Origin of the sequence: Hartmannibacter diazotrophicus (assembly GCF_900231165.1) — a bacterium.
GTDB classification, from domain to species: domain Bacteria; phylum Pseudomonadota; class Alphaproteobacteria; order Rhizobiales; family Pleomorphomonadaceae; genus Hartmannibacter; species Hartmannibacter diazotrophicus.
The window spans coordinates 1,587,291-1,602,189 of the sequence record NZ_LT960614.1; the positions used below are offsets into that span (position 1 = coordinate 1,587,291).

Consider the following 14,899-nt stretch of genomic DNA (forward strand, 5'->3'; position numbering starts at 1 on the left):
GCAGTCTCCGTATGGTCGGGACGTCGACGATCCTTGCAATACAGGCCCGCGGCCGATCCTTCAATGAGCAGACGTCATTCTTGTGGCGGTCGCGGCAGGATGCCCTTGAAGAAAATGTCGCCGACCGACTTTGAGGCGGCCTCGAACATGGCCGGCGACGTGACGATGCTCTCGCCCGTGACGCCGACGATCTGCGTGTCGAAATCGGCATAGTGCTGGGTCATCGCCCAGATCATGAAGATGACATGCACCGGATCGACCGGGGCGAGGCGGCCGGCCGCCATCCAGCCCTTGAGGACGGCGGACTTGCGCTCGACGATGTCCCGGAGTTCGGTCTTCAGTTGCGGCATGACCGTTGGCGCACCCTGCAGGATTTCCGACGCGAAAAGCCGCGAGGCCTTCGGGTTATCGCGCGACATCGCCATCTTCTGCGACACGAACTGGCGAATTTCCTCTTCCGGATCGCCATCGGGGTCGATCGCTTCCAGCGGCGTCAGCCAGCTTTCCAGCGTGCGGGTCAGCACCGCGACATAGATGTCCTGCTTGCGGCGGAAGTAATAGAGCAGGTTCGGTTTCGACATGCCGGCGGATTCGGCGATCTGGTCGACGGTCGCGCCGCGAAAGCCATAGGTGGAGAAGATGTCGAGCGCCGCATCGAGAATGCGTTCCTCATTCTCGATCTGGATTCGGGTTCGTTTCTTGCTCTGGCTGGCTCGGGCCGTGTTGTCGACAAGCATGGGGCGCCAACCCTTTCCTGATCTGTCCGGTGATTCCGGGCCCGGCCGGGGGCGCGGGAATCGTCTAAAAATTCCCCTTGAGACGGATTCGAGCATCCAATAGCTTAATGTTGACCAAACAGTCAGAAAATATGCAAGGCCTTGTGTTCACGGCCAGTCGCCAGCCCGGGACCGCCCGGCGGCCCGTCCGGTCCTGTTGCCGGGCTTTGCGCCGTCGAAGTTCCCCGCCGACAGGTCCGACGCATCCCGTTTCGTCCAACATCGTCCGGCCGCCCCTTGAGGATACGGCCACATCGCCTCTCTGGAGCCTCACCATGGCCGACACACGCGTTTCCACCAACAACCTCGACAGCTTCTGGATGCCGTTCACGGCCAACCGCCAGTTCAAGCAGGACCCGCGGATGCTCGTCTCGGCCAAGGGCATGTATTACAAGAATGCCGAGGGCCGGCAGATCCTCGACGGCACGGCGGGCCTGTGGTGCGTGAACGCGGGCCATGCCCGCCCGAAGATCGTCGAGGCGATCGCCACCCAGGCCGGCGAGCTGGACTATGCGCCGGCCTTCCAGATGGGCCACCCGAAGGCCTTCGAGCTGGCCTCGCGCCTGACGGCCATGCTGCCGTCGCCGATGGACCACGTCTTCTTCACCAACTCCGGCTCGGAATCGGTCGAAACCGCGCTCAAGATCGCGCTCGCCTATCACCGCGCCAAGGGCAACGGCTCCAAGTTCCGTCTTCTCGGCCGCGAGCGCGGCTACCACGGCGTCAATTTCGGCGGCATTTCGGTCGGCGGCATCGTCTCCAACCGCAAGATGTTCGGCACGCTACTCACCGGCGTCGACCACATCCGCCACACCCATGACCTGGAGCGCAACGCCTTCACGCGCGGCGTTCCCGAGCACGGCGAGGAATTCGCCGACGATCTGGAGCAGGTGATCACGCTGCACGATCCCTCCACCATCGCGGCCCTGATCGTGGAGCCGGTGGCGGGCTCCACCGGCGTGCTCATCCCGCCGAAGGGCTATCTCGAAAAGCTCAGGGCGATCTGCGACAAGCACGACATCCTGCTCATCTTCGACGAGGTCATCACCGGTTTCGGCCGCCTCGGCACGCCCTTCGCGGTAGACTATTTCGGCGTCATGCCGGACCTCATCACGACGGCCAAGGGCATCACCAGCGGCACGGTGCCGATGGGTGCGGTCTTCCTGCAGAAGAAGATCTACGACGCCTTCATGAACGGGCCCGAGCACGTCATCGAGTTCTTCCATGGCTACACCTACTCCGGCCACCCGCTCGCCTGCGCTGCGGCGCTCGCGACCCTCGACACCTATGCCGAGGAGGGGCTGCTGACAAAGGGCGCTATGGATGCGGACGAGCCGGGCGACGGCAAGGGCCTCGGCACCTACTGGCAGACGGCGCTGCACTCGCTGCGCGGCATGCCTCATGTCATCGACATCCGCAACATCGGCCTCGTCGGCGCCATTGAACTGGAATCGATCCCGGGAGCGCCCACCAAGCGTGCCTTCAACGCCTTCCTCAAGGCCTACGAAAAGGGCGTCATGATCCGCACCACCGGCGACATCATCGCGCTCTCGCCGCCGCTGATCGTGGAGGATCACCACATCGACGAGATCGTCGCGACGCTTGCGATGGTGTTGAAGGATCTCGAATAAGCGGAAGGGCTGCCCGACTGCCGAATTCTACAAGAAGGCGCCGCATGGATTGCGGCGCCTTTTTTGTCGCTACTCCCCCTCATCCGGCCCTTCGGGCCACCTTCTCCCCATGGGGCGAAGGGTAAGTTGTGGCGCCGCCTTTCTCGACCAATGCGCGGAATTGGCCAGCCGCCGCAGCTTTTTACCTTCTACCCTTTGGGGAGAAGGTGGCCCGAAGGGCCGGATGAGGGGGATGGCGCAAGGCAACTCACCATGAGATGTGCATCCATGCACACCCGTTGTGGGAAATGGCCTCTACGATGATCAAGAAATAACATGCTAAATGGCCGCCATCACAAGGCTGACCAGGCGGTGGCCGGCGCGAAGAACCCATGCCAGGGGAGAACCCATGTATCAGATCGAGAACTGCATCAACGGCAAGAAGGTGATGTCGACGAGCGACCGCTCGCAACCGATCTTCAACCCGGCGACCGGCGAGGCGCAGGGCACCCTGATGCTCTCCACGCTCGACGAGATCAACGCCGCCGTCGCCGCCGCCAAGGCCGCCGCTCCGGCCTGGGGAACGACCCCGCCGCTGCGCCGCGCCCGGATGATGTTCAAGTTCAAGGATCTCATCGAGGCGAACATGGACGCCATCGCGACGGAGATCAGCCGCGAGCATGGCAAGACCCACTCCGACGCCCTCGGCGAGGTTCAGCGCGGTCTTGAGGTCGTCGAGTTCGCCTGCGGCATCCCCCATCTCCTGAAAGGCGAGTTCTCGCGCAACGTCGGCCCCAACATCGATAGCTGGTCCGACCGCCAGCCGCTCGGCGTCGTTGGCGGCATCACGCCGTTCAACTTCCCGGCCATGGTGCCGATGTGGATGTATCCGGTGGCGATCGCCTGCGGCAACACCTTCGTGCTGAAGCCGTCCGAGCGCGATCCCTCCGCCGTCAACCTCGTCTGGGAACTCTTCCAGGAAGCCGGCTTCCCCGATGGCGTCCTCAACGTCGTCCACGGTGACAAGCTCGCCGTCGACACGCTGTTGAAGCATCCCGACGTCAAGGCGATTTCCTTCGTCGGCTCCACCCCGATCGCCGAATATGTCTATTCGACCGGCACGGCGCACGGAAAGCGCGTCCAGGCTCTTGGCGGCGCGAAGAACCACGCCATCATCATGCCCGACGCCGACATGGACAAGGCGGTGGACGCGCTGATGGGCGCGGCCTATGGCTCGGCCGGCGAGCGCTGCATGGCGATCTCGGTCGCGGTGCCGGTGGGCGAGGGTACGGCCAACAAGCTGGTCGAAGCGCTGAAGCCGAAGGTGCAGAGCCTGAAGATCGGCCCCTACACCGACAGCGACGCGGAAATGGGCCCGGTCGTCACGGCCGAGGCCAAGGCGCGCATCTCCGGCCTCATCGATCAGGGCGTCAAGGAAGGCGCTGACCTCGTCGTCGACGGTCGCGGCTTCTCGCTGCAGGGCTATGAGAACGGCTATTTCCTCGGCGGCACCCTGTTCGACAAGGTCACGACCGACATGGCGATCTACAAGACCGAGATCTTCGGGCCGGTTCTCGGCGTCGTCCGCGCCGAAAGCTTCGCCGAGGCCGCCAAGATGATCAACGATCATGAATACGGCAACGGCACCGCGATCTTCACCCGCGACGGCGACGCGGCCCGCACCTTCGCCGACCAGATCGAGATCGGCATGGTCGGCATCAACGTGCCGCTGCCGGTTCCGGTGGCCTACCACTCCTTCGGCGGCTGGAAGCGGTCGCTCTTCGGCGATCACGCCATCTACGGGCCGGAAGGCGTGCGCTTCTATACCCGCGTCAAGACCATCACCAGCCGCTGGCCGGAAGGCATCAAGGCGGGTGCGCAGTTCAACTTCCCAACGATGTGAGGACGGCGCGGACATGGAATTTTGCGAAGGCCCGGTGGACGTCCGCCGGGCCTTCTGTTTTTCTGATCTCCCGCCAGCAGGAAATCGCCCATGAGCCGTTTTGCCGCCCGTCCCGCCGCCGTTCCCACCATGCTTCTCGATGACGACAAGGTCCGCGTGATCCGGTGGGACTTTGCCCCCGGCGCCGATACCGGCTGGCATCGTCACGGCCTCGATTATGTCGTCGTGCCCATGACCGATTGCTCCTTCCTGATCGAGGAGGACGGCGGCGAGCGCCGTGTCGAAATGGCGCAAGGTCAGGTCTATCGCCGCGACGAGGGCGTCGAGCATAACGTCGTCAACGGTGGCAGTGCGCCGATGTCCTTCATCGAGGTTGAAATGAAACGCTGATTCTGGACGTCGTCCACCAGCCAGAAATTGGTGCGTAGGGGTTAGAGGATTGCTCAAAAATCACCCTTGACCAATTCCAGAGCAGGCGGGAAGATGTGTTGATCAATTGGTAAAAAATAGCTCCTGCCAGGACGAATCCGCCTGTCGGTTCGCGTGGCGTGGAGTTGTAACGCGGTGCCGGCCCCACGTGCGGCGCCAGTCCAATCGCCAAGGGGAATCCGAATGACTGCGCCTGCCTCCAACCTTCGTGTCAACGGCGACCGGCTGTGGGACAGCCTGATGGAGATGGCGAAGATCGGCCCCGGCGTTGCCGGCGGCAATAACCGCCAGACCCTGACCGACGCCGACAAGGAAGGGCGCGAACTCTTCAAGTCGTGGTGTGACGAGGCGGGCCTCACCATGGGCGTCGACAAGATGGGCACCATGTTCGCGATGCGCGCCGGCGAGGACCCGGAGGCGCTCCCGGTCTATGTCGGCTCCCACCTCGACACCCAGCCGACTGGCGGCAAATACGACGGCGTGCTCGGCGTCCTCGGGGCGCTGGAGGTCGTGCGCTCCATGAACGACCTCGGCATCAAGACGAAGCATCCGGTGGTCGTCACCAACTGGACCAACGAGGAGGGCGCTCGCTTTGCGCCCGCCATGCTGGCCTCCGGCGTTTTCGCCGGTGTCCTCTCGCTCGACTACGCCTATGGCCGCAAGGATCCGGAGGGCAAGACCTTCGGCGACGAGTTGCAGCGCATCGGCTGGGTCGGCGACGAGGAGGTCGGCGCGCGCAAGATGCACGCCTATTACGAACTCCACATCGAGCAGGGCCCGATCCTGGAGGCCGAGGGCAAGGACATCGGCGTCGTCACCCACTGCCAGGGTCTCTGGTGGCTGGAATTCACGCTGACCGGCAAGGCGGCGCATACCGGTTCGACGCCCATGAACCTTCGCGTCAATGCCGGCCTCGCCTTCGCCCGCATCCTGGAGATGGTCCAGAAGGTCGCGATGGACGCCCAGCCGGGCGCCGTCGGCGGCGTCGGGCAGGTGTTCTTCTCGCCCAACTCGCGCAACGTCATTCCCGAGACCGTCACCTTCACGGTCGACATCCGCTCGCCCGATCAGGAAAAGCTCGACGGCATGCGCGCGAAGATCGAGGCGGAAGCCCCGAAGATCTGTGCGGAACTCGGCGTCGAGTGTTCCATCGAGGCGGTCGGCCACTTCGATCCGGTGACCTTCGACCCGGAACTCGTGAGCGCGGTGCGCAACGCGGCCGAAACCCTCGGCTACAGCCACATGAACCTCATTTCAGGCGCCGGCCATGATGCCTGCTGGGCGGCCCAGGTCGCCCCCGCCACCATGGTCATGTGCCCCTGCGTCGGCGGCCTTTCGCACAACGAGGCCGAGGAAATCTCCAAGGAATGGGCGACCGCTGGCACGGATGTCCTGCTGCGCGCGGTGGTCGAGACGGCGCAGATCGTGGAGTGACGGCAGACCGGATGTGATTGCGAAATCGCAAAATTTGACCCAGGCGAAAACAACAACTCGATCCAGGGAACAGCATCATGAGCAGCAAAGTCATCAAGGGCGGCACGGTCGTCACCGCTGACCTCACCTACAAGGCCGACGTGAAGATCAAGGGCGGCAAGATCGTCGAGATCGGCCCGAATCTGAAGGCCGACAAGGTTCTGGACGCAAAGGGCTGCTACGTGATGCCGGGCGGCATCGACCCCCATGTGCATCTCGAAATGCCCTTCATGGGCACCTATTCGGCGGACAATTTCGAGAGCGGCACGCGCGCGGCGCTTTCGGGCGGTACGACGATGGTCGTGGACTTCTGCCTGCCCGATCCCGGCCAGTCGCTGCTCGATGCCCTGAAGCGCTGGGACAACAAGACGAGCCTTGCCGCCTGCGATTACTCCTTCCACATGGCGGTGACCTGGTGGAGCGAGCAGGTCTTCAACGAGATGGCCGACGTCGTGAAGCGCGGCATCACGTCCTTCAAGCACTTCATGGCCTACAAGGGCGCCCTGATGGTGAACGACGACGAGATGTTCGCCTCGTTCCAGCGCTGCGCCGCGCTTGGGGCGATCCCGTTCGTTCATGCGGAAAACGGCGACGTCGTCGCCAGCCTTCAGGAACGGCTGATGGCCGAGGGCAACACCGGCCCCGAGGCGCACGCCTATTCTCGCCCGCCGGAAGTGGAAGGCGAGGCGACCAACCGCGCGATCATGATCGCCGACATGGCCGGCGTTCCTGTCTACATCGTCCACACCTCCTGCGAGGAGGCGCACGAGGCGATCCGCCGTGCCCGCCAGAAGGGCCAGCGCGTCTACGGCGAGCCACTGATCCAGCATCTGACGCTGGACGAGAGCGAATACGCCAATCCTGACTGGGATCACGCCGCCCGCCGTGTGATGTCGCCGCCCTTCCGTGACAAGCGCCATCAGGACAGCCTCTGGGCCGGCCTGCAGGCGGGCTCGCTCAGCGTCGTCGCCACCGACCATTGCGCCTTCACCACCGAGCAGAAGCGCTTCGGGCTTGGCGATTTCCGCAAGATCCCGAACGGTACAGGCGGGCTTGAGGATCGCATTCCGATGCTCTGGACCTATGGCGTTTCGACCGGTCGTCTGACCATGAACGAGTTCGTGGCCGTCACCTCGACAAACATCGCCAAGATCTTGAATCTCTACCCGAAAAAGGGCGCGATCCTCGTCGGCGCCGATGCCGATATCGTCGTGCTCGACCCGAAGAAGGGCAAGACGATCACGGCCGCGAAGCAGCAGTCGGCCATCGACTACAACGTCTTCGAGGGCAAGGAGGTCATGGGCCTGCCGCGCTTCACGCTGACCCGGGGCAAGGTCGCCGTCGAGGACGGCACCGTGAAGGCGGAAACGGGGCACGGCGAATTCGTCGCCCGCGAGCCGAACATGCCGGTCAATGCCGCGCTTTCCAAGTGGAAGGACCTCGTCGCGCCGCGCCCGATCGTCCGCGATCCCAAGATGATGCCGGCGGGCGTGTGAGGGCAGACGGGAAATGAGCGCGGGGGCGATCCACATCGCGGCGTCGGTCTTGCGCGACGGGGAGGGCAGGATGCTCCTCGTCCGCAAGAAGGGCACGACGGCCTTCATGCAGCCGGGCGGCAAGATCGAGCCCGGCGAGCGGCCGATCGACGCCTTGCGCCGCGAGCTGACGGAAGAGCTTGGTCTCAGCCTTGGCGAGGAGAGCTTTGCCTATCTCGGCGCCTTCCGCGCACCCGCCGCCAACGAGGAGGGTCGGGAAGTAGCGGCGGAGGTCTTCGTTGCGGAATGGTCGGGCGAGGTCGAGGCGCAGGCCGAGATCGCTGAATTGCGCTGGCACGTGCCCGGTGCGGCGGACAGCATCGCGCTTGCCCCGCTGACGGAACACGAAATCATCCCGGCGCTGGCACGGCGTGATCTGGCCGGGAGCGCATCGTGACCTCCGTCATCTCCGTCAGCGACCTGTCGCTCACCTTCGAGACGAACGATGGCCCGGTTCACGCGCTGTCGAAGATCGACCTTGAGGTCGAGAAGGGCGACTTCGTCTCCTTCATCGGCCCGTCCGGCTGCGGCAAGACCACGCTCCTGCGCGTCATCGCCGACCTGGAACAACCGACGTCCGGCAATATCTCGGTCAACGGCACGAGCCCGGAGAACGCGCGCAAGGATCGCGCCTACGGCTATGTCTTCCAGGCCGCGGGGCTCTATCCCTGGCGTACGATCGCCAAGAACGTTGCCCTGCCGCTGGAGATCATGGGCCTTTCAAGGCAGGAGCAGGAACGCCGTATCAGGAAGAACCTCGAACTCGTCAATCTCGCCGGCTTCGAGAAGAAATACCCCTGGCAGCTCTCCGGCGGCATGCAGCAGCGCGCCTCGATTGCCCGCGCTCTGGCGCTGGAGCCCGACCTCCTGCTGATGGACGAACCCTTCGGTGCACTCGACGAGATCGTCCGCGACCATCTCAACGAGCAGCTTCTCGACCTTTGGGCGAAGACCGAAAAGACAGTGGTCTTCGTCACCCACTCGATCCCGGAAGCGGTCTATCTTTCCACCAAGATCGTGGTGATGAGCCCGCGCCCCGGCCGGATCGAGGATGTTATCGTCTCCGATCTGCCGCGCGAACGCCCGCTCGATATCCGCGAAACACCGGAATTTCTCAGCCTCGCCCACCGCGTGCGGGAGGGATTGAGGGCAGGGCACTCCTATGAGGATTGATCCCGCCTCAGACCGTCACGGCGCCATCGAGCTCGGGCAGAAGCACGACGCTTTCCTGCTCGTTGGGGTCGGTGCGGGCGATCACCGCGACGGCGGGCTTGTCGGAAAGGTTGGCGGGCAGGTGCGGCACGCCGGCGGGGATGTAGAACATGTCTCCGGCCTTGACGACGATATGCTCCTTGAGGCCCTCGCCGTACCAGGTGTGCGCCTCGCCGGCGAGCATGTAGATCGCGGTCTCGTGGCTCTCGTGCATGTGGGCCCTGGCGCGTCCGCCCGGCGGAATTTCCAGGAGATGCATGCAGATGCCCTTCGCGCCGACCGACTGGGCGGTGATGCCCTCGATATAGTCGAACCCCTGCTTGCCGGCGTAGGTGCCTTCGGGGCGGATCAGGCGGCATTCGGCCATTGCAGTCACTCCCTCAACGACGCACCACTTCGCCCGGTGCAGGCGGAAGGCAGTGTGTCATGAGCGCCGCGACTGCCGTCAAGCCTCTCGGCGCTCGAAAGGCGCCGGCATTTCTTCACAATGTCGTGCCGGTTCTGGTGGTCGCCGCCGCGATCGTCGCGCTCTGGTACGTCGGCGCCGTCCTGCTCAACGCGCCGCAACAGCGCGATGCTTTCGAGCGCGCCGGCAACAGCACCTACACCGCCGCCGAACTGGTCGAGGCGACCCTGAACCAGAAACGGCCCGTGCTGCCGTCGCCGCACCAGGTCGCCGAGGACTTCTGGACCTCGACGGTCCTGACGAGCCCGACGTCGAAACGCAGCCTCGTCTACCATGGCTGGGTCACGCTTTCGTCCACGCTGCTCGGCTTTGCCGCTGGCACCCTGTTCGGCGTCGCGCTGGCGATCCTCATCGTCCACAGCGCGGTGATGGACAAGTCGCTGATGCCCTGGATCATCGCCTCGCAGACGATCCCGATTTTGGCCATCGCGCCAATGATCATCGTCGTCCTCAATGCCGTCGGCATCACCGGATTGCTGCCCAAGGCGCTGATCTCGATGTATCTGTCCTTCTTCCCCGTGACCGTCGGCATGGTGAAGGGGCTGCGCGCGCCGGATGTGATCAACCTCGACCTGATGCGCACCTATTCGGCGACGCAGCCGCAGGTGCTCTGGAAGCTGCGCCTGCCGTCCTCCGTGCCCTTCCTCTTCACGTCCATGAAGGTGGCGATCGCCGCCTCCCTTGTCGGCGCCATCGTCGGCGAACTGCCGACCGGCGTCGTGGCGGGCCTCGGCGCAAGGCTCCTCAGCGGCTCCTACTATGGCCAGACCGTGCAGATATGGTCGGCGCTCGTCGCCGCGTCGCTTCTGGCGGCGGCCCTCGTCGCGCTCGTCTCGCTGGCCGAAAAGATCGTGCTCGCCCGCATGGGGGCAAGGCCATGATCACGCTTCTCCAGATCGTCCTGCTCATCGCGGTCGGGACCGCCGTCAACGTGAAGCTTGCCAGATTGCGCCCTGCTTCGCAGACGCTTGCCCGCCTGCGCGACCTTGCCGTGCCGATGATTTTCGGCCTGACGATCCTTGCCGTCTGGCAGGTCGCGGTCACCGGCTTCGGCATTCCGTCCGTTCTGCTGCCGGCGCCGAGCGCGATCTGGGGCAAGATCACGACGGAATATCCGACGCTCTGGCTCGACTTCGCCCAGACCTTCCTGCAGGGCGCGCTCACCGGCTACGCCATTGGCTGCGGCGCGGGCTTCCTGGTCGCGCTCCTCGTCGACCGGGTCGATTTCCTGAAGCGCGGCCTGCTGCCGATCGGCAATCTCGTCTCAGCCCTGCCAATCGTCGGCGTCGCGCCGATCATGGTCATGTGGTTCGGCTTCGGCGTCGCTTCGAAGGCGGCCGTCGTCGTGATCATGACCTTCTTTCCGATGCTGGTGAACACGGTCGCCGGGCTCAACGCCTCCGGGAAGATGGAGCGCGACCTCATGCGCACCTACGCGGCAAGCCACGGCCAGTTCCTAACGAAACTGCGGCTTCCAGCGGCAATGCCCTTCATTTTCAACGCCCTGAAGATCAACTCGACGCTGGCCCTGATCGGTGCCATCGTCGCCGAATTCTTCGGCTCGCCCGTGGTCGGCATGGGCTTTCGCATTTCCACCGAAGTCGGCCGCCTCGCCATCGACATGGTTTGGGCGGAGATCGCCGTCGCGGCGCTGGCCGGCTCGCTTTTCTATGCGCTCGTGAGCCTCGTGGAACGGCTCACGACATTCTGGCATCCGTCCTTCCGGGCACGATAAGGGCGGTCATACAAAAAAGGGGAATGGCATGAAGAAGATGATTGGAGCGGTTGCCGGCGTGGCCGCCATGCTGATGGCGGGCTCGGCTCTGGCTGCGGACAGCGTGACGCTGCAGCTCAAATGGGTGACCCAGGCCCAGTTCGACGGCTATTACGTCGCCAAGGCCAAGGGCTACTATGACGAGGCGGGCCTCGACGTCACCCTGAAGCCCGGCGGCCCGGACATCGCGCCCGAGCAGGTGATCGCCGGCGGCGGCGCCGACGTCATCGTCGACTGGATCGCGGCCGCCCTGTCGGCGCGCGACAAGGGCCTGCCGCTGGTCAACATTGCCCAGCCCTTCGCCCATTCCGGCCTGATGCTGACCTGCCTGAAATCGAGCGGCATCAAGACGTCGGAAGACTTCAAGGGCAAGACGCTCGGCGTCTGGTTCTTCGGCAACGAACTGCCCTTCTACGCCTGGATGAAGCAGCTTGGCCTTCCGACCGAGGGCGGTGCAGACGGCGTCACCGTCATCAAGCAGGCCTTCAACGTCGATCCGCTGCTCCAGAAGCAGGCCGACTGCATCTCGACGATGAACTACAACGAGTACAATCAGGTTCTGGAAGCCGGCATTCCGGCCGATGACCTCGTCGTCTTCAAGTATGACGACGTCGGCGTCTCGCTGCTTGAGGACGGTCTCTATGTGATGGAGGACAGCCTCAAGGACCCGGCTTTCGTCGACAAGATGGCCAAGTTCGTGAAAGCCTCCATGAAGGGCTTCGACTATGCCGCCGCCAATCCGGAAGAGGCTGCCGAGATCATTCTCGACAATGACGACACCGGCGCCCAGACGATGGAGCACCAGGTCTCCATGGCCAAGGAGATCGCCAAGCTGACCGAAGGCTCCGACGGCACGCTCGACATGGGCAAATACGAGCAGAGCGTGAAGATCCTGCTCGATGCCGGCGTGATCTCGAAGGAGCCGGAAGGCGCCTATACGACGGCGGTCACCGACAAGGCGAAAGCCATGTGATCCTTGTCCGAAGGATCGTGAAACCGGGAAGGCCTCGCCATCGGCGGGGCCTTCTTCGCGTCTGGCCATCACTTTCCGTTGAGAGGCATTTCACGTTGCCCCAGGCGCTGCTAGCGTCGTGGAAGCAGGTCTTGTCAGGGGAGGGGGCATGACGTCCAGACGCACGATCACCCGGCGAAAGGCGATGGCGACGGCCGCAGGCGGTTTGGCTGCCATCTCCGCCATCCCCGTTCCGGCGTTTGCCCGCCTTGAGGGACCGACCCTCGACGAGGAGATCGAAGCCTTCGCCAAGGGTGCGACGCCCCGCAGCGCCGGCCTCAGCCTCGGGATCGAGGACGTCGTCGAGGACGGCTACAACGTGCCTGTCACGATCGACCTGGACCATTCCCCGCTGGGCGGCGTCCGGCTGGAAGAGTTCGTCCTGCTGGCGCCGGAAAATCCGCGCATCCAGGTCGCTCTGTGCGGTTTTTCCCGGCTTTCGGGGTCGCCGCGTGTCGAGACCCGCGTCCGCCTTGCCAAATCGCAGACCGTGACCGCGCTCGCCCGGTTGTCGGACGGCACGGTCCTTCGCGCCGACCGGGCCGTGACGGTCATCGTCGGCGGCTGCGACATCCCATGACGGCCCGCGTCAGGCTTCCCGACACCATCACGGCCGGCGAGAGTTTTCCGATCCGCACCCTGATCAGCCATCCGATGGAAACGGGCTTTCGCCGCGATTCCCGGACGGGCGAGCGCATCCCGCGCCGGATCATCCACCGTTTCGAGTGCAGCTTTGACGGCGAGACGGTCTTCACCTGCGACCTCGGGCCGTCAATGGCCGCCAATCCCTATCTTGAGTTCGAGGCGCGGATCGAACACGGCGGCACCTTCCGCTTCGTCTGGGTCGAGGACGGAGGCGGCGAGTTCATGGTGGAACGACCGGTCGCGCCGTCCTGATCTGGGAACCCTGCGGCGATTGGCATGACCGGTCCTGTTACCGCTGCGCTCGAAATACGCTAGGCTCTGGAGAACAAGAGGGCGCGGTGCATCGAAGCGCACCACAAGAGAGCGCCATGGGGAGGAAATGCGATGTTCGCACGATCGGCCGGCGCGCTGGTGCTGGCGATGACCATTGGCTGTTCCCAGGGCGCCGAGGCCGCCGATGCGCGGATCGACTATCTCGGCTCGACCTGCGCGACCTGCCACGCGGAAGCCGAAGGCGGCGCCATCCGGTCTCTGAAAGGCGAGTCTCCGGCGGACATCCTCGCCGCGCTCAGGGGCTTTCGCGACAAGCCGGAGCCGAATGGCATCATGGCGGCGGTTGTCAGCGGCCTCGACGACAGGACGCTGTCGGATCTGGCCGACTATGTCGCGGCGACGGGCGGCGTGCCCCTCGCCAGCGAATGATCGGGGGGTGACGATGCTGATCGACCGCAGAAACCTTCTCAAAGTTGCCGGGGCTGCCGCCGGAACGCTGGCGATGCCGGCAGTCCTGCGGGCGCAAACCCGGCCGCAGATCGTGATCGTCGGGGGTGGCGTTGCCGGCGCGACCTGCGCCCTGCAGCTTGCCCGCAGTCATCCCGGTGCCTTCTACATCACGCTGGTCGAGGAGGACACGCTCTACACGACCTGCTTCTTCTCCAATCTCTATCTCGGCGGTCTCAGGGACTTCGAATCGCTGCGCCACAGCTATTCGGGCCTTCTCGACTACGACATCAACGTCATCAACGAGCGGGCGCTGCTGGCTGACAGGGACAATAAGGTCGTCACGCTCATCAGTCGGACCCGTCTTGAATACGACCGTCTGGTGCTGGCGCCCGGCATCGATCTCAATTACGAAGCCGTTCCCGGATACACGCCCCGCGACGCCCGGCTGATGCCGCATGCCTGGAAGGCCGGCAGGCAGACGCAGTTGCTCAAGCAGCAGCTCGACTACGTCAAGGACGGCTCGACCATCCTCATTCTTGCGCCGCCGAACCCCTATCGCTGCCCGCCGGGGCCCTATGAGCGTGCGTCGATGATGGCGCGCACGCTGAAGGCCACCGGTCGCGGCAACGCCAAGATCGTGATCCTCGACGCCAAGGAAAAATTCTCCAAGCAGGCGCTCTTCATGGAAGGCTGGGAATCCCGGTATCCCGGCATGATCGAATGGCTGCCGCCCTCGATCCATGGTGGCATAAGGATGCTCCATCCGGACCGTCTGGAGGTCGAAACCGACCTCGACACCTTCAAGGGCGCGCTCGTCAATGTCATCCCGCCCCAGCACGCGGGCGTCACCGCCTATGAATGGAATCTCGTCGACGAGGCGAGCGGCTGGTGCCCGGTCGATCCGATGACGATGCGCTCGAAGCTGGACGAGTCGGTGTTCATTCTCGGCGACGCGGCGATCGCGGGCGACATGCCGAAATCCGCCTTCTCGGCCAACAGCCACGCCAAGATCGCGGCGAGGGCGATTGCCTCCGACCTTCTCGGCACCCCCTCTGTGGTGCCGCGTTACTTCAACACCTGCTGGAGTTCGATCGACGAGAATGACGCGGTGAAGGTCGGTGCGCTCTACGAGGCAACGCCCGAGACGATCACCACGCGCTCCAGCTTCATCAGCCAGCTGGGAGAAAGCGCCGAGGTTCGCAAGGCTGCTTTCGAGGAGAGCGAGGCCTGGTATCGGGCCATCGTCGCGGACATGCTTGGCAGCGCCGACATATAGGGCGGTATGCGATCAGCGGTCCTCCGGGCGCCTTTTCAGGCCTCTCTGCTCTCCGGGCCTGGACT

The 14,899-nt window shown here is 64.4% G+C and carries 16 protein-coding genes; 14 read left to right on the top strand and 2 right to left on the bottom strand.

The genetic code is table 11. The features are described from left to right. Positions 1-74: 74 nt before the first annotated feature. Positions 75-737, bottom strand: coding sequence for a TetR family transcriptional regulator C-terminal domain-containing protein (locus HDIA_RS07335; protein ID WP_099555577.1), 663 nt, complete (start codon positions 735-737; stop codon positions 75-77). A 314-nt stretch (positions 738-1,051) separates the two neighbouring features. Between HDIA_RS07335 and aptA the strand changes: the two genes are divergently transcribed. The 7 genes from aptA to HDIA_RS07370 all read left to right on the top strand — a co-directional run bounded on the left by aptA (position 1,052) and on the right by HDIA_RS07370 (position 8,899). Then, entirely contained in the window at positions 1,052-2,407 is a 1,356-nt protein-coding gene (gene aptA, locus HDIA_RS07340) for an omega-aminotransferase AptA (RefSeq protein ID WP_099555578.1), read from the top strand. Between the two features lie 388 nt (positions 2,408-2,795). Next, positions 2,796-4,289: a CoA-acylating methylmalonate-semialdehyde dehydrogenase gene (locus HDIA_RS07345; RefSeq protein ID WP_099555579.1), complete on the top strand. Its 1,494-nt coding sequence runs from the start codon at positions 2,796-2,798 to the stop codon at positions 4,287-4,289. Positions 4,290-4,379: 90 nt separating this feature from the next. After that, complete coding sequence (locus tag HDIA_RS07350) at positions 4,380-4,679, top strand: cupin domain-containing protein (RefSeq protein ID WP_099555580.1); 300 nt, start codon at positions 4,380-4,382, stop codon at positions 4,677-4,679. Between the two features lie 222 nt (positions 4,680-4,901). Continuing rightward, a complete protein-coding gene (locus HDIA_RS07355; RefSeq protein ID WP_099555581.1) occupies positions 4,902-6,152 on the top strand; it encodes a Zn-dependent hydrolase in 1,251 nt (416 codons plus the stop codon). A gap of 77 nt (positions 6,153-6,229) precedes the next feature. Beyond that, positions 6,230-7,687 (top strand): dihydropyrimidinase, encoded by a 1,458-nt coding sequence (hydA, locus tag HDIA_RS07360; protein ID WP_099555582.1) that lies wholly within the window; start codon positions 6,230-6,232, stop codon positions 7,685-7,687. 13 nt (positions 7,688-7,700) lie between these two features. Further along, positions 7,701-8,123 carry an NUDIX hydrolase gene (locus HDIA_RS07365; protein WP_099555583.1) on the top strand — a complete coding sequence of 141 codons (423 nt, stop codon included), beginning with the start codon at positions 7,701-7,703 and terminating at the stop codon, positions 8,121-8,123. After that, positions 8,120-8,899, top strand: coding sequence for an ABC transporter ATP-binding protein (locus HDIA_RS07370; RefSeq protein WP_099555584.1), 780 nt, complete (start codon positions 8,120-8,122; stop codon positions 8,897-8,899). The genes HDIA_RS07365 and HDIA_RS07370 overlap by 4 nt, the downstream gene beginning before the upstream one ends. 7 nt (positions 8,900-8,906) lie before the next feature. On the opposite strand, the gene HDIA_RS07375 is transcribed toward HDIA_RS07370, so the two are convergent. Beyond that, complete coding sequence (locus tag HDIA_RS07375; protein WP_099555585.1) at positions 8,907-9,305, bottom strand: cupin domain-containing protein; 399 nt, start codon at positions 9,303-9,305, stop codon at positions 8,907-8,909. Positions 9,306-9,364: 59 nt separating this feature from the next. Between HDIA_RS07375 and HDIA_RS07380 the strand changes: the two genes are divergently transcribed. The 7 genes from HDIA_RS07380 to HDIA_RS07410 all read left to right on the top strand — a co-directional run bounded on the left by HDIA_RS07380 (position 9,365) and on the right by HDIA_RS07410 (position 14,834). Beyond that, positions 9,365-10,285 carry an ABC transporter permease gene (locus HDIA_RS07380; protein WP_099555586.1) on the top strand — a complete coding sequence of 307 codons (921 nt, stop codon included), beginning with the start codon at positions 9,365-9,367 and terminating at the stop codon, positions 10,283-10,285. Beyond that, on the top strand, positions 10,282-11,139 hold the full coding sequence (locus tag HDIA_RS07385) for an ABC transporter permease (protein ID WP_099555587.1): 858 nt from the start codon (positions 10,282-10,284) through the stop codon (positions 11,137-11,139). The genes HDIA_RS07380 and HDIA_RS07385 overlap by 4 nt, the downstream gene beginning before the upstream one ends. Positions 11,140-11,167: 28 nt before the next feature. Continuing rightward, on the top strand, positions 11,168-12,151 hold the full coding sequence (locus tag HDIA_RS07390; RefSeq protein WP_099555588.1) for an ABC transporter substrate-binding protein: 984 nt from the start codon (positions 11,168-11,170) through the stop codon (positions 12,149-12,151). Positions 12,152-12,299: 148 nt separating this feature from the next. After that, on the top strand, positions 12,300-12,770 hold the full coding sequence (locus HDIA_RS07395) for a thiosulfate oxidation carrier protein SoxY (protein WP_099555589.1): 471 nt from the start codon (positions 12,300-12,302) through the stop codon (positions 12,768-12,770). Then, positions 12,767-13,087: a thiosulfate oxidation carrier complex protein SoxZ gene (gene soxZ / locus HDIA_RS07400; RefSeq protein ID WP_099555590.1), complete on the top strand. Its 321-nt coding sequence runs from the start codon at positions 12,767-12,769 to the stop codon at positions 13,085-13,087. The genes HDIA_RS07395 and soxZ overlap by 4 nt, the downstream gene beginning before the upstream one ends. Before the next feature lie 132 nt (positions 13,088-13,219). Beyond that, positions 13,220-13,537: a c-type cytochrome gene (locus HDIA_RS07405; RefSeq protein ID WP_099555591.1), complete on the top strand. Its 318-nt coding sequence runs from the start codon at positions 13,220-13,222 to the stop codon at positions 13,535-13,537. A gap of 13 nt (positions 13,538-13,550) precedes the next feature. Beyond that, positions 13,551-14,834, top strand: coding sequence for an NAD(P)/FAD-dependent oxidoreductase (locus HDIA_RS07410; RefSeq protein WP_099558759.1), 1,284 nt, complete (start codon positions 13,551-13,553; stop codon positions 14,832-14,834). Positions 14,835-14,899: the final 65 nt, after the last annotated feature.